The organism is Halopenitus salinus (genome assembly GCF_042662125.1).
Taxonomy (GTDB): domain Archaea; phylum Halobacteriota; class Halobacteria; order Halobacteriales; family Haloferacaceae; genus Halopenitus; species Halopenitus salinus.
Genome location: NZ_JBHSXL010000006.1, coordinates 193,777 through 208,508 on the forward strand (window position 1 = coordinate 193,777; position 14,732 = coordinate 208,508).

The 14,732-nt window shown below is 67.3% G+C and carries 14 protein-coding genes; 4 read left to right on the forward strand and 10 right to left on the reverse strand.

Annotated features, from left to right (window positions below; all coding sequences use genetic code 11):
* From ACFQE9_RS07200 to ahaH, 7 genes are all read right to left on the reverse strand, one after another.
* Complete coding sequence (locus ACFQE9_RS07200) at positions 1 to 1,773, reverse strand: ATP synthase subunit A (protein ID WP_379742489.1); 1,773 nt, start codon at positions 1,771 to 1,773, stop codon at positions 1 to 3.
* Position 1,774: 1 nt separating this feature from the next.
* Positions 1,775 to 2,104, reverse strand: a complete 330-nt coding sequence (locus tag ACFQE9_RS07205; RefSeq protein WP_379742492.1) for a V-type ATP synthase subunit F — start codon at positions 2,102 to 2,104, stop codon at positions 1,775 to 1,777.
* Positions 2,101 to 3,147: a V-type ATP synthase subunit C gene (locus ACFQE9_RS07210; protein WP_379742495.1), complete on the reverse strand. Its 1,047-nt coding sequence runs from the start codon at positions 3,145 to 3,147 to the stop codon at positions 2,101 to 2,103. Before ACFQE9_RS07210 ends, ACFQE9_RS07205 begins: the two co-directional genes overlap by 4 nt.
* Entirely contained in the window at positions 3,144 to 3,722 is a 579-nt protein-coding gene (locus tag ACFQE9_RS07215) for a V-type ATP synthase subunit E (protein WP_379742498.1), read from the reverse strand. The genes ACFQE9_RS07210 and ACFQE9_RS07215 overlap by 4 nt, the downstream gene beginning before the upstream one ends.
* A 20-nt stretch (positions 3,723 to 3,742) precedes the next feature.
* Positions 3,743 to 4,000: a hypothetical protein gene (locus ACFQE9_RS07220; RefSeq protein ID WP_379742501.1), complete on the reverse strand. Its 258-nt coding sequence runs from the start codon at positions 3,998 to 4,000 to the stop codon at positions 3,743 to 3,745.
* Between the two features lie 257 nt (positions 4,001 to 4,257).
* Entirely contained in the window at positions 4,258 to 6,411 is a 2,154-nt protein-coding gene (locus tag ACFQE9_RS07225) for a V-type ATP synthase subunit I (RefSeq protein WP_379742504.1), read from the reverse strand.
* Positions 6,398 to 6,730, reverse strand: a complete 333-nt coding sequence (ahaH, locus tag ACFQE9_RS07230; RefSeq protein WP_379742507.1) for an ATP synthase archaeal subunit H — start codon at positions 6,728 to 6,730, stop codon at positions 6,398 to 6,400. The genes ACFQE9_RS07225 and ahaH overlap by 14 nt, the downstream gene beginning before the upstream one ends.
* A gap of 167 nt (positions 6,731 to 6,897) precedes the next feature.
* Here ahaH and ACFQE9_RS07235 point away from each other — a divergent pair, with 167 nt between their 5' ends.
* A complete protein-coding gene (locus tag ACFQE9_RS07235) occupies positions 6,898 to 8,346 on the forward strand; it encodes a nucleotide-binding protein (protein WP_379742510.1) in 1,449 nt (482 codons plus the stop codon).
* Between the two features lie 81 nt (positions 8,347 to 8,427).
* Here ACFQE9_RS07235 and argS read toward each other — a convergent pair whose 3' ends face one another.
* The gene (gene argS / locus ACFQE9_RS07240; RefSeq protein WP_379742513.1) at positions 8,428 to 10,218 is read right to left on the reverse strand and encodes an arginine--tRNA ligase; all 1,791 of its coding nucleotides are present in this window, start codon (positions 10,216 to 10,218) and stop codon (positions 8,428 to 8,430) included.
* 221 nt (positions 10,219 to 10,439) lie between these two features.
* On the opposite strand from argS, the gene ACFQE9_RS07245 reads away from it, so the two are divergent.
* The 3 genes from ACFQE9_RS07245 to ACFQE9_RS07255 all read left to right on the forward strand — a co-directional run bounded on the left by ACFQE9_RS07245 (position 10,440) and on the right by ACFQE9_RS07255 (position 12,967).
* On the forward strand, positions 10,440 to 11,246 hold the full coding sequence (locus tag ACFQE9_RS07245; protein WP_379742516.1) for a DUF120 domain-containing protein: 807 nt from the start codon (positions 10,440 to 10,442) through the stop codon (positions 11,244 to 11,246).
* On the forward strand, positions 11,246 to 11,923 hold the full coding sequence (gene ribB / locus ACFQE9_RS07250) for a 3,4-dihydroxy-2-butanone-4-phosphate synthase (protein WP_379742520.1): 678 nt from the start codon (positions 11,246 to 11,248) through the stop codon (positions 11,921 to 11,923). The genes ACFQE9_RS07245 and ribB overlap by 1 nt, the downstream gene beginning before the upstream one ends.
* 114 nt (positions 11,924 to 12,037) lie before the next feature.
* Entirely contained in the window at positions 12,038 to 12,967 is a 930-nt protein-coding gene (locus ACFQE9_RS07255; protein ID WP_379742523.1) for a branched-chain amino acid transaminase, read from the forward strand.
* A 10-nt stretch (positions 12,968 to 12,977) separates the two neighbouring features.
* Here ACFQE9_RS07255 and ACFQE9_RS07260 read toward each other — a convergent pair whose 3' ends face one another.
* Together ACFQE9_RS07260 and ACFQE9_RS07265 are read right to left on the reverse strand one after the other, a co-directional pair.
* Positions 12,978 to 13,733, reverse strand: a complete 756-nt coding sequence (locus ACFQE9_RS07260; RefSeq protein WP_379742526.1) for a DUF502 domain-containing protein — start codon at positions 13,731 to 13,733, stop codon at positions 12,978 to 12,980.
* A 106-nt stretch (positions 13,734 to 13,839) separates the two neighbouring features.
* Positions 13,840 to 14,679, reverse strand: coding sequence for a proline dehydrogenase family protein (locus ACFQE9_RS07265; protein ID WP_379742529.1), 840 nt, complete (start codon positions 14,677 to 14,679; stop codon positions 13,840 to 13,842).
* Between the last annotated feature and the right edge of the window lie 53 nt (positions 14,680 to 14,732).

Here is a 14,732-nt window from a genome sequence, read left to right on the forward strand (position 1 = left end):
TTAGTAGAGACTCCGGAGTTCCTCGGCGATGTCGGCTTTGAGCTCCTCGACGTACTCCTCGTAGTCCTCCTGGACGCCGATCCGGTTGATTCGGGGAGCGGACTCGATGTCGATGATCTCCTCGACCGGGACGCCGGCCTCCAGCGCGGAGAACGCCTCGTCGTTGAACGTCTCGATGGTCGTCAACATGAGGTAGGTCTTCTCCGGCGGACAGTAGGTGTCGACCGGGTGGAACGCGTTCTGCTGGAGGTAGGCCTCACGCAGGTAGCGTGCGACCTCCAGGGTGAGCTGCTGGTCGTCCGGCAGCGCGTCCTTGCCGACGAGCTGGACGATCTCCTGCAGCTCGGTCTCCTCGTCGAGGACGTCGACGGCCCACTGGCGCTTTTCGGGCCAGTCCTCCGAGACGTTCTCCTGGAACCAGGGGTCGAGCTGGTCTTTGTACAGCGAGTAGGACTCGTTCCAGTTGATCGACGGGAAGTGGCGGCGCTCCGCCAGGTCCGCATCGAGCGCCCAGAACGTCTTGACGATGCGAAGCGTGTTCTGGGTGACCGGCTCGGAGAAGTCGCCGCCGGGGGGGCTGACCGCGCCGATCGCGGAGACGGAGCCCTCGGTCCCGTTGACGTTCTCGAAGTAGCCGGCGCGCTCGTAGAACTGCGCGAGCCGGGCGGCGAGGTACGCGGGGTACCCCTCCTCGCCGGGCATCTCCTCGAGCCGCGAGGAGATCTCGCGCATGGCCTCGGCCCACCGCGAGGTGGAGTCGGCCATCAACGCGACGTCGTAGCCCATGTCCCGGTAGTACTCGGCGATGGTGATCCCCGTGTATATGCAGGACTCACGCGCCGCGACCGGCATGTTCGAGGTGTTGGCGATGAGCGAGGTCCGGGCCATGAGCGGGTTGCCGTTGGCCGGGTCCTCGAGCTCCGGGAAGTCCTCGATGACCTCGGTCATCTCGTTGCCGCGCTCGCCGCAGCCGACGTAGACGATGATGTCGGCGTCGGCGTACTTCGCGAGCTGGTGTTGGGTGACCGTCTTGCCGGACCCGAACGGACCCGGAATGGCGGCCGTCCCGCCCTTCGCGATCGGGAAGAGTCCGTCGAGGATGCGCTGGCCCGAAACGAGCGGCTGTCGGGGCGTGCGCTTCTCGACGGTGGGCCGCGCCTCGCGGACCGGCCACTCCTGTCGCATCGTGACCTCGACGCCGTTGTCGAGCTCGGCGACGGTCTCGGTCACGTCGAAGGAGCCGGCCTCGATGGAGACGACCTCCGCGGTCTCGCCCTCCTCGAGGGCGTCCGGCGGCACCATGACCTTGTGGTCGATGGTGACCGTCTCCTCGACGACTCCGACGACGTCGCCGCGGCCGACCTCGTCGCCCTCGTCGACGGCGGGTTCGAACTCCCACGTCTCCTCGAGGTCGATGCCGGGCGCGTCGACCCCGCGATCGAGGTACGGACTGCCCATCTTGCCCTCCAGGACGTCCAGGGGACGCTGGACGCCGTCGTAGATGGCGTCCAGCATTCCCGGACCCAGGTCGACCGACAGCGGCTCGCCCGTGTTCTCGACGGGCTCGCCGGGGCCGACCCCGGAGGTCTCCTCGTACACCTGAATGGTCGTGATGTTACCCTCGATCTCGATGACCTCGCCCATGAGGCCTTCCTCGCCCACGTAGACGACGTCGTTCATGCGGGCATCGAGGTCTCGGGCGCTCACGACCGGACCGCTCACGCTCTGGATGACACCGTGTTCGGTGGTCTCCGTTGTGTCTGCTTTGCTCATGTTAATCGTCCTCCTCCATCAGGTCGATCCCGATGGCTCGTTTGATCTGATCGCGCAGCCCGCCGCTTCCGGCGCCCGATGCGCCGAGCGTCACGAGGACGGGCTCGATGCTTCCCTCGACGCGCTCGCGAACGGGACGCGAGAGGTGCGAGAGGTCCTCCTCGTGCATCACGATGATGCCGACGCTCTCGTCCTCGAGGGTCCGCTCGACGGCGTCGTCGAGCGCCTCGTCCTTCTCGTCGTCCGGCACGTTCTCGAAGGCCCTGACGCCGGCCAGCCGGAATCCGGTCGTGAAGTCCGGACTGCCGATGACGGCGATCTCCTGGCTCATGTTATCACCAGCTCCTCCTCGATGTCCGCGTCGCTCAACCCGGCCTCCTTCCCGCGAGCGATCGCGCGGATGTTCTCCACCTCGCGCTCCTTGGCGAGGATGTAGGAGATGACCGGCGTGACCGAGACGGGGTGGATCGTCCCCAGCTGGTCGCCGTAGGCCAGAAGCGCCGCGTCGGTGGCGTGTTCGAACGCGATGAGGCTGTCGGCCTCCTCGAGCTCGCGAAGCGCGGGTCCGAGGTCGTCGCCGTACTGACTCTCGGCGACGTACTCGACGAGCTCGTCGAGGTCGCGGGCGAGCCGCGCCAGCGTGTCGCGATCGAAGAGGTCGCCCCCCTCGATGAAGTACTCCGCCGGATCGAGGTCGGCGCCAGAACGCGCGAGCCGGAGCGCGTTCCGGGCGTTTCGGAGGTCGATCTCGGCAGTCAAGAAGGACTCGTACTGGCGGGTCGGCTCGTCCCGACCGAGATCGGCGAGCAGGCGCTCGTAGAACGCCCGGTCGACCGCGTTCTCGAGGGGCACGAGCACGTCGGACTCCTCGTAGTCGGCGTAGGCGTCCTCGAGGGCCGGGCCGTAGATGGTGTCCTCGAGGACCTCCACGACGCCCTCGATCGATTCCGCTTCGAGGAGCCGCCGGATCCGACGGTCGTCGAACTCGCCCGCGCGGATGAGGTCGACCTCGACCGCCTCGGTCTCGGCGCCGGCGTAGATGCCGCGGATCACGGTCTTGACGTTCCAGGCGTCGAACTTCCGGAGGTAGCGGGCGATGAGCTCGTAGAGACGCCCTTCGCTCCACTCGAGGATCTCCTCGAATTGCTTGGCGAGGTTCCGGTTCAACGCGTACTCGATCAGGTCGACGCCGCCGTGGCGGCTGCCGAGCGCGTTGATCTCCGCCTCGTAGGTCGACTCCTCCATGAAGCGGGCGATCTCCGCCGGGCCCATCCGGGTGAGCTTGCGGTACTCCTCGTCGCTGTACAGCATGCCGCGGCGGGCGCGAACCCTCGCCACGACGTACTCCGGGTTCGAGCTGCCGACGGCACTCATTGGTCGAACAGTCGCTCCGAGAGGTTCTTCAACTCGTCGTCCCAGACGGTCTCCAGGACGGAGTCGAAGGTGTTGTTCACGCGAACGCGGGAGGTCTCGCTCTCGCCGACGACCCCGCCGAGACAGTCGACGTCCTCGCCGACCTCGGCGTCGCGGTCAGCGACCAGATCGGCGAGGAGGTCGGCATCGGCCGACCGGGTCGAGACGACCACGTCCTCCCCGTCGTCGAACTCCGCGAGGGTCGCATCCAGAAGCGTCTCGGTCAGATCGCGGCGTCGGTCCTCCTCGAGGGAGGCGATCGACTCCTCGACGCGGTCGCGAACGTCCTCGAGGACGTCGCGGCGAGCGGCGAGTCGCTCCTGTTTGGCCTCGAGCTTGGCGGACGAGAGCGCCTGTTCGCGCTCCCGTTCGATCTCGCGTTCGGCCTCCTCGAGCCGCTGTTCGCGGATGCGCTCGGCGTCGGCCTCCGCCTCGGAGACGATCTCCTCGGCCTCGGCCTCGGCGTTTTCACGGATCTCCTCCGCACGCGCGCGGGCCTCGTCTCGTATGTCCTCAACGACGGTGTCCAGACTCATTGTAAAAGGGGAAGTCGTTGTTACAGGAACAGGAAGACGACGACCAGTGCGAGGATAACGATGGTCTCAGGCAGCACCGTCAGAATGAGACCGTTAACGAACAGGTCTTCGTCCTCAGCCATCGCGCCGACGGCGGCGGAACCGATACCGCGTTCCGCATAGCCCGCACCGAGCGCCGCGAGCCCGACCGCGAGCGCGGCGGCGGCCGCCGGGTTCGTGAGCGTGCCCTGACCTTCCTGCAGTACGACGTTCCCGAGTTCGCTGGTAGCTTCAAACATTGGTAGTAGTTGCGGTTGCTCGTCTCCGAACAGTTGGTGTTCTCCCTACTGGAGACATAAAACTTCCCAAAACGAACGAGGAAAACGACCGCGAGAAACCCTCAAAGCGACGGTTGTGAGGGTTACACACACCCACCAGTTCAATCGGGACACCGGTAGCGATCCGGGTCAGACAGATCAAGGAAATAGCCGAAGAGACGGACGGAAGAGCACTCAAAAACGATGCAGAGAAGCTCCAAACGGACGGCAGCGATCGGTTATTCGTTCGCCGTGTACTCCCGATCGTAGCCGAACGGAGAGTACGCTTCGCCGCCGCCATTGTAGAACTTACCAAAGAACTCGACGTACTCGAGACGAACGCTCTGGATGCCAGCGGACGTGATTCCGAGCAACAGAACTACGATATGGCCCACGACCGCGATGAGGACTCCGGCGATCAGTGCGACCACGCCGATCGCACTCGGCTCGAACGCGGTCGTCATTCCTGCGAAGATGATGTCGTACGACTCGGGGTTCGATTGGACATACGCGAGGTACTCCGGCGTGAAGATGAAGTGGAAGTACCCGTCGTTGTCCATATACGCGCCGAACGCAAGCAGATTCACCGCGAGCGCCATCCCGGCCTTCGCGAGCAGGACGGCCATAATCCGGGCGTACGAGACGACGTTGACGAGGGGTTCGAGAACCTCAGCGATCTCAGTCGGTTGGCCGATCGCGAGCAGGAGGAAGCCGAGGACGGCAAGCGCGATCCCGAGGTATCCAACGGCAACCGGGAGCCCGGAGAACGACACCATCCCCAGCGTCAGCACTCCCACGGAATCGAAGAGGAACCCCGGCTTCGGCCCCTGAACGTGCTGGCTGAAGATCCACAGCCAGGTCCCATTGAGCAGCAGCAGCCACGAGCCGCTCTCGTAGAGCGCGTGCTTCAGGTCGTGGATCTGGAAGTTCTTCACAAACGAGAGCACGTAGCCGACGTTGAGGTGCACGATTCCGAACAGCACAGACAGCACCAAGTACGCCAGCGCCCAGTGGGAATCGCCGGGGCTCAGCCCCTTCGCGACCGGCCAGTGTTCGAAGAACAGCTGGTACCCGTGGTAACCGAACACGTCGATCCCGTAGTAGAGCCCGAACAGAACCGTGAAGAGTCCAGACCAAATCGCGATTGCGCCGAGTTCGCGAAGCGTATCATCGAATCGGCGGTACATAAACGCTCCAATGCCGACGTACAGGATCCCGTACCCGACGTCCCCGATCATGAAGCCGAACATGAGCGGGAAGGTGAGGAAGACGAGGAGCGTCGGGTCGAACTCCGAGTACTGCGGCCGGCCGAAGCTCTTGACGAGCAGCTCGAAGGGGCCGGCCACGTCGCCGTTGTTCTGGACGACCGGCGGGGTCTCGTTGCTCGCCTCGTGGCCGCCGTCGGTGGCGGCCTCGTGGCCCTCGGCGTCGACGGCCGCGTTGTGGTGGCCGTTCGGGGTGAACTCCGCGCGTTCGAGCTCCTCGACGTCGGCGTGGTCGCCGACGGTCTCCTCGATGGCGGCCGCGAACTCGTCGTACGTCGAGGTCGGGATCCAGCCCTCGGCGACGAAGGCGTTCTCCGTCGTCGCGAACGAGAGCGGTGCCTGTTTCTTTTCGGCCTCGATGGTGAGCTGTTCTTCCGCACGCAACAGGAACCCGGCGGCGTCCTGTTTGACCGACTCCAGCTCCGATTCGACGGTCTCGAGTTCGGACTCCAGCTCGGCGCGTTCGGACTCCAGCTCGCTTACGTACTCCGCAGGGCTGGCGTCGGCGTCGGGCACCTCGAGCAGGGCGATGTCGACTCCGACGAGGGCGTCCTGTAACACGCCCTCCTCGGCGTCATCGGCCGGATACGCGAAGGCCGCGACGACGCCATTGCCGGAGAAGACCTCGTATTCGCGAACGCCCGCGGCCTCCGCGAGCGCGTCCTCGACGGCGTCGGCCTTGGCCTCGCCGACGACGACCTCGAGGGAGTCGTACCCGCGCAGGAGGTCGAGTTCGATCCCGAGGTCGGCGAACGGTTCGATGCGGTCGATCTCGTCGTCGATCTCGCGGATCCGGTCGCGCAGATCGTCGCGCTCGTCGGTGAGATCGTTGACGCGCTCGCGGACGGTCTCGAGTTCGGCCTCGAGCTCCTCGTCGTCGAGAACGCCCGTCGGTCCCGCGTCGCCGTCGTCGACCTCGAGGATGCTCTCGAGGGAACGCACGGTGACGAGCCGCTCGTTGACGTCCTCCGCGCCCTCGAGGGACGAGCCGGGGTCGAACCCCTGGAAGTCGCCCTCGTAGTCGGTGACGTGAAGCGAGTGGTGCTCGTAGGCCGTCTCGATGACCTCGTCGATGACGCGTTTCGAACCCGTCACCGACACCTTGCTCATCCGCTCAGGCCTGAGCATTCACCGCCTCCTCGAACCGATCGATGGCGTATTCGACCGCCTCGTCGATGCGATCCCGTGCGTCGGACTCGAGCGCCTCGCGGTCGGCGCGGCCCTCCGCGATGATCTCCTCGCGCCGGGACTCGATCTCCTCGCGGGCGGACTCGAGCCGCTCTTCCGCCTCCGCCGCGGCCTCCTCCTCGGCGGTGGCGCGGATCTCCTCGGCCCGCTTTCGGGCCTCCGCGAGGGTCTCCTCGGCGTCGGCTTCCGCCTCGGCGACGATGTCGTCCGCCTCGCGTTCGGCCTCCGTCACTCGTTCGAGCACCTCTGGTCTCGGCATACTCACTAATCGTTGGAGAATCCCACAGCGACGTATAAGGTGTTTGCGAAAGTCGACGGAACGACCACGACGGGCGCGGACGTCGACGAGCCGGATCGAGGGAGCACGAGGACGAAATCGGTCGATCCTCGCGTACCTTTAAGTGGTCGCTGGCGGTCCAACGAGGTATGACAACGGTCTATGCGATCGCTTCGGCAAAGGGGGGCGTCGGGAAGACGACGACGACCGCGGCGCTTTCGACCCACCTGGCGGACGCCGGCGAGGACGTCGTCGCCGTCGACGCCGACATCGGGATGGCGAACCTCGCCGGCGCGCTCGGGATCGACGTCGGCGAGACCACGATCCACGACGTTCTCGCCGGGCGGGCGGAGCCCGAGGACGCAGTCCACGAGGGGCCGAACGGCCTGTCCGTCCTGCCGGGCGAGACGGATCTCGACGCCTACGCGGAGGCGGATCCCGCCGGCCTGCGGGACGTGATCGCGGCCTTCGAGGACGCCGATTTCCTGTTGATCGACGCGGGCGCCGGTCTCTCACACGACTCCGCGCTGCCGCTCGGGCTCGCCGACGAGACGCTGCTCGTCTCGACGACGGGGACCGAGGCCCTGCGCGATACGCGAAAGACGGGCGAGCTGGCCGAACGTCTCGGCGGGACGGTCGCCGGCGCGGCGATCACTCGAGTCGACCCCGACGACCCGCCGTCGGACGACGGGAGGATCGCGGAGCTGATCGGCGAACCCATCCTGGGACGGATTCCCGAGGACGCGGCCGTTCCGGACGCGGTCGAGGCCGGCGAGCCGCTCTCGACGTTCGCCCCGACCGCGCCCGCCACCCGCGCCTATCGATCGCTCGCGAGCGAACTGACCGGGGTGGATGTTCCGGAGGTGGACCCCGACGTGCTGGAGGCGGACGAAGAGCCGGGGTCGACGGAGGATGAGGGGGACGAAGGAAAAGCGGAAGCGGAGGACGACGACTCGGAAGCGAAAGCGGCAGACGACGGATCGGAGGCCGAAGCTGACTCGCCGGCCGCCGATCCCGAGAACGGATCGACCGCCCACGTCGAGATGACGAGCGGGGATCTGAGCGACAGGGCGGAGGAGGGAGAGAGCGCCGAGGAGACGGGCGATCCGGACCCGGGCGTACCGCCGATCGACGAGGCCGAGCCCGACGGGAGCGAGGAGGCGAACGACGACGAGAACGACGAGAGCACCGAAGGTTCGGACGACACGGGCGAATCCGACGACATGGACGACATGCCGAACGACGGGTCGGGGGAAGTCGAAAGCGTACCCTTCCAGACGGCCGGCGGGGACGAGAAGTCCGACGACGAAGTCGGCGTCGATGAGGATGACGATGGATCCGAAAGTGAGGATGTATCGGAAGATAGCGACGGCGGAGCGGAGGACGACGACGGAGCGGAGGACGAGTCGACGGGGACCGAACCGAAAGCGGAGCCGGAGGACGGAACGGAAGGGGACGACGAGACGGAAACGACGACCGGGGGCGGCGACGAAACGGACACGGCGTCCGAGAGGGACGAATCCGACGGCGGTGAAGACGACGAATCCGACGACGGGAACGAGCGTAAGGGGTTCTTCAGCCGACTGTTGGGGCGGTGACGCCGGGGGGTGTCGGAAGGGCGGTGTTGTTGCGGTTCGATCCCGCTCGCGCGTCGGTGACCTAACGGAGGGAGCGGACGGTCACATCGACTCGGGCGCTTCGACGCCGAGGACCGAAAGCGCGTTCGCGACCGCGTGCTTCGAGGCGCAAACGAGCGCGAGCCGGGCGTGGCGCAGCTCATCGGTCTCGGCCGAGAGGACGGGACACTCGCGGTAAAAGGAGTTGTAGGCGTCGGCGAGCTCGCGGGTGTAAGTGGCGACGACGTGGGGTTTGAGGTCGCTCGCGGACTCCTCGATCACGGCGGGGAATCGGGCGATCTCACGGAGGAGGGTTCGGGCCTCGTCGGTCTCGAGGGCGGCGGCGTCGAAGGACTCGTCGCCCGTCGGTGACGGAACCGAAACGCCCTCGGCGTCCGCCTCCTCGAGGATGCCACAACAGCGCGCGTGGACGTACTGGACGTACGGAGCGGACTGGGCCTCGAAGTCGAGCGCGCGGTCCCACTCGAAGGTGATCGCCTTCGCGGGCTGTTTCGAGACGACGTCGTATCGGACGGCGCCGATGCCGACCTGGTGGGCGATGCGTTCGACGTCCTCCTCGGTGAGGTCGTCGTCGCGGATGCGGTCGTCGAGGCGGGTCTCGACCTCCTCGCGGGCGCGGTCGATCGCCTCGTCAAGGAGGTCGTCGAGCATCACGCCGGTACCGCGGCGCGTCGACATCTTGCCCTCGGGCAGGTTGACGTACGAGTAGATGACGTTCTCGAGCCGGGAGACGTCGTTTCCGAGGATCTCGAGGGTCGCGTTGAGCTGGTTGGCCTGGAGCTTGTGGTCCTCGCCGAGGACCGTGACCGCCCGGTCGTAGTTCTCAAACTTCCACTCGTGGTGGGCCAGATCCCGGGTCGTATAAAGCGAGGTGCCGTCCGAGCGGAGGAAGACGAGGTTCTTGTCGATCCCCCACTCGTCGAGCTCCAGCTGCCAGGCGTCCTCCTCGTAGACGGCGTGGTCGCTTTCGCGGAGGCGTTCAGCGATCTCGTCGGTCGATCCGTCGCGCATGAACCGCGTCTCCTTGACGAACTCGTCGAAGTCGGCGGGCAGGCGCGCGAGACACTCCTTCATCCCCGAGAGGACCTGGTCGACGACGGTCCCGACGCGCTCGTAGGTCTCCTCGTCGCCCGCCTCGAGCCCCTGGAGGATCGACTGGATCTCGGCTTCGGCCGCCTCCACGTCCTCGGGGTCGGCCTCCTCGAGGTAGCTGTTGCCCTTGCGGTAGTACCGCACGAGATCGTACTCGATGCGGTCGCGAGCCGGAGGATCCTCGAGGTCGTCCTCGTCGAACGTCTCGAAGGCCCAGGTGAACACGGCCATCTGGCGGCCGGCGTCGTTGACGTAGTAGTGACGCTCGACGTCGTAGCCGGCCAGCTCGAGGACGTTCGCGACCGCGTCCCCGACGATCGGGTTCCGGGCGCGCCCGACGTGGACCGGCCCGGTCGGGTTCGCGCTCGTGTGCTCGACGACCACGGACGTGTCGCGGTCCTCGAGCGCGCCGTACTCCTCGTCGACTCCCGCAGCGAGGGTGTCGTGCAGGTACGCGTCCGTCGTCTCGAAGTTGAGATACGGGCCGGCGACGGCGACGTCGGCCAGATACTCGAAGTCGCCGTCGTCGATCGTCGCCTCGACGGCGGCCGCGAGCTCCTCGGCCACCTGGGGCGGAGCGGCACCGAGCTCGCCCGCGAGTCGGAAGGACGCGCTGGAGGCCAGGGTCGCGTCCATCTCCTCGGGCGGCTCCTCGACGCCGAGATCGTCGGTCGGGAGGTCCAGGCTCGCCAGCGCGTCGGCGAGCGCGGTCTCGACCTCCGACCGGAACTGTCGGAACATGCCCGCCCGTTCAGGGGCCGTCTAAAAGGCCCTTGCGAAGCGACACGTCGGTGGGGTCGGCCGGCGTGCGACCGACGCGTCTTTGTAGGGCGCGGCGGTGGATCGAACACGGACGGTTCACGATCACGGTCCGAATCCCGATCTCGATACGCACCGTCACGATTTCGTGACGTATTCCGTATTCGTTATGCTTTTACGCGAACGGGTCGAATCCGTCGTGTATGTCAGAGACGGCGCCCCCGGACGCGCGGACGGGACCCGACGAGCTCGCGGCGCTCAAGGCGGTCGCGCTCGCCGGCGGGCTGCACGAGACGAAGGTGTCGTGTGCGGCCCTCGGCGAGGACCTCGACGCGTCGGCACAGACGGCCTCCAGGCGGCTCCAGCGGCTCGAGGAGGCCGGGCTGATCGACCGCGAGGTCGTCGGCGACGGCCAGTGGGTCTCAGTTACGGAGGCCGGGGAGTCGCGGCTCCGCGGCGAGTACGCGGACTACCGGCGCCTCTTCGAGGAGGAGAGCGACCTCACGCTCGCGGGCGTCGTCACGAGCGGGATGGGCGAGGGACGACACTACATCACCCTCGAGGGATACATGGAACAGTTCCGAACCCGGCTCGGGTACGAGCCCTTCCCCGGAACCCTCAACGTCGAACTCGAGGAGGCCAGCGTTCGACGACGCGGCGAACTCGTCGGGATCGAGGCGATCGACATCGACGAGTGGGCGGACGAGGACCGCACCTACGGCGCGGCCACCTGTTACGGCGTCACCGTGATCACCGAGTCGAACGCTGACGGCGACGAGGCCAACGACGCCGACGCCAACGACGCTGACGCCGACGACGCCGCCGAGCGCGAGTACGGCGGCGCACACGTGATCGTCCCGGATCGCACCCACCACGACGACTCGCAACTCGAGGTGATCGCGCCCGTGAAGCTGCGGGACGAGCTGGACCTGGTCGACGGCGAGACGGTCCGGCTCCGCGTCGAGCCGACGAGCCGCGCGGACGAGCGGGCGCCGGAGGCCGATCGCTGATGCGCGTGGATCCGGATGCGGACGTCGAGCCGGCGCTCGAGGCCTTCCGATCCGGGGGGCCGATCTGCGTCCACGACTTCGCGGACAGGGAGGGAGAGACCGACATGATCTATCCGGCGACCGCGGTCACCCCGGCGGCCGTCTCGCGGATGCGAAACGACGCCGGCGGGCTGGTCTGTGTGGCGGTCGGCCACCGGGTCGCCGAGGCGTTCGAGCTGCCGTTTCTCGCCGACGCGCTCGATCACCCCGCGATCGACGACGACCCCGCATACGACGACCGGTCGTCGTTCTCGCTTCCGGTGAACCACCACGAGACGTTCACGGGGATCACGGACGTCGACCGGGCGCGCACGATCACGGAACTCGGCAACGCGGCGGCGGCCGTCGACCGCGATCCCGACGCCTACACCGCCGAGGACTTCGCGGCCGAGTTCCACACTCCCGGACACGTCCACCTTCTCCGGGGCGCCGCCGAGGGGTTGCGCGAGCGGACCGGCCACACGGAGTTCGGGCTCGCGCTGGCCGAGGCGACCGACATGCCGCCGGCCGCCGTCGTCTGCGAGATGCTCGACGACGAGAGCGGCGCGGCGCTTTCGCCCGCCGACGCGAGGGCGTACGCGGAGCGACAGGGGATCCCGTACGTGGAGGGCGAGACGTTGGTGGACGCGCTCGCGTGAATCAGGTGGGGTCGAAGCGGCCCACACGAGCGGAAGCCGGAGGGGCCGAAGCGGCCGTCGCGTCCGGACGCGAATTCCCCCTGATTTATGACCGGCGGCGACGACCGGGGAGGTATGAGCTTCGAGGAGATGGACGTCGACACCATCTGGAAGAACGGCGAGTTCGTCGATTGGGAGGACGCGACGACCCACGTCCTCACCCACGCGCTCCACTACGGGACGGGCGTCTTCGAGGGCGTGCGGTGTTACGACACGGAGAACGGCCCGGCGATCTTCCGGTGGGATGAACACCTCGATCGACTCTTCGACTCGGCGAAGCTGTACGATCTCGACATCGACCACTCGCGCGAGGAGTTGACCGAGGCGACCATGGACCTCCTGCGGCGCCAGGACCTCGAGAGCGGCTACATTCGACCGATCGCCTACTACGGCTATCACTCGCTCGGCGTCTCGCCGAAGGACTGTCCGACGGACGTCGCGATCGCGGCCTGGCCGTGGGGCACCTACCTCGGAGAGGAGGCGCTCAACGAGGGCGTCGACGTGATGGTCTCCTCCTGGCGGAAACACGCCTCCTCGCAGATCCCGACGAACGTGAAGACGACCGGGCTGTACGTCAACTCCATGCTGGCCGGCGAGGAGGCCCGCCGGAACGGCTACGTGGAGGCGATCGTCTTGAACAAGGAGGGCAACGTCGCGGAGGGCCCCGGCGAGAACGTCTTCCTCGTCGAGGACGGCGAGATCTACACCACCGGACGCGCCCAGTCGATCCTCGAGGGGATCACCCGGGACACCGTCATCACGCTGGCGCGCGAGCGGGGCTACACGGTCCACGACGAGGCCGTGCTGTCGCGGGGACAGCTGTACACCGCCGACGAGCTCTTCTTCACCGGGTCGGCCGCCGAGGTGACGCCGATCCGGTCGGTCGACGACACCGAGATCGGCGCCGGCACTCGCGGCCCCGTGACCGAGGAGCTCCAGCAGGCGTTCTTCGATCTCGTCGAGCGCCAGACCGACGAGCACGACGACTGGTTCACGTATCTCTAGGCGCGATCGGTCACTCCGTGTTGGCGCGATCGCCGTCAGCGGCGTCCTCACGGCCGCCACCGCGAGCGCTCCCTTGACCGTCGCCACGAGCGTCCCCTTGATCCCCACCGCGGGCGTCCTCTCGACCGTCACCACGAGCGTCTCCCCGATCGACGGCGTCGGCGATCGACTCCTCCTCGACGGGGACCTGGTGGGCCGATTCGGCGAACCCGGCGGAGAGGACCCGAGTCATGGCCTCCTCGACGCTCTCGCCCGTCTCGGTGACGCGTTCGGGTTCGACCTCGATGACGAATCCCGTGGTGATGTTCGGCGCCGTCGGCATGAACAACACGAGCCGGCCGTCCCGGGTCTTCTTGCCGGTCTTGAACGCGGTCATCCGGATCCCCTGCCAGGTCTCGAGGTGGACCGGTTTCTGTAGGTCGTCCGTCCCCGAGAGGGCGGTCTCGACGGCGAGCTTCGAGGCGTTGTAGACGACCCGCAACGCGGGCAGGTGGTTGATCGCGTCGTCGAGTCTGGCCTCGAGAAACCGGCCGAGGGTGGTCCGCATGAAGTAGCCGACCGCGAGGACGAGCGTGGTGAAAAGCGCGAGGGCGATGAGCACGCGGTAAAGCGGGAGGGCGGGCGCCACGAGCCACTCGGGCTCCAGGGTGTCGATGAGCGGAAGCGCGACGATGTGGCGATAGATCCATCCGACGACGAGAAGCAGGACGATGAGCGGGACGAGAACGATGAGCCCGCTCGCGAAGTCGCGTTTCCACGTTGACATCCGATGTGGGAACATGCGGCGGCCGCGCTTAAAAGGTTACAGACCCGCCGGGAGGGCGGACGACGCAGCTCGTCCGGAGCGTCCCGCGCCCGGTCCGCCGGGAGCCTCACCGTCCCAGGATCGCCCGGATCGCGAAGGTCGCGTTTGCCCGACGTTCGCGAACGCGGCGCCAGAAGTAGTCGGCCCATCGGGTCCCGTAGGGGGCGTACTGGGCGACGTCGACGCCCTGCTCCGCGAGATCGCGTTGGGCGTCCTCGCGAACGCCCATCAGCATCTGGATCTGGTAGTCGGTTCCATGCTCGTCCGCGAGCCGACGCGCGAGCCCGATCATCGCCGGATCGTGGGTGCCCACGGCGACGCCGCGATCGCGGTTCGAGAGGAGGAACTCGACGTCCCGCCGATACGCCTCGTCGACGCGCTCGCGGTCGACGTAGGCGATCGACGACGGCTCGTCGTAGGCGCCCTTGACGATCCGGATCCGACCGGGGACCGCGAGGAGGGCCTCCAGATCCGCTCGCGTGCGTTTCAGGTTCGACTGGAGACACTGGCCGACCGACCAGGGGTATTCCGCCGCGATCTCCCGGAAGGCGTCGAGGGTGTCGTCGGTCGTCGCGGACCCCTCCATGTCACACCACACGAAGACGTCCCGGTCGCTGGCGTATTCGACGACGGACCGGAGGGTCTCGACGTAGCGGTCCGCCGAGAGGTCGAGGCCGACCTGGGTGGGCTTGATCGACAGGCACGCGTCGAGTCCCCGACGGTCGATGGCGTCGGCGAGCGAGCGATAGGCGGCGGCGTCGGATTCGACGTCCTCGGGAGTCGTATGGTGCTCCCCGAGCCGGTTGAGGATGACGGAGATGCCCTCGTCGTTCACGCCGCGAGCGTGCGAGAGGGCGGAAGCCGAGGTATCGCCGGCGACGAATCGGCGCGCGATCGGCGGGATCATTCGATCGAGTATCCGGGGGCGAACGCCATCAGCGTTGTCCCCGAACCCGAGGG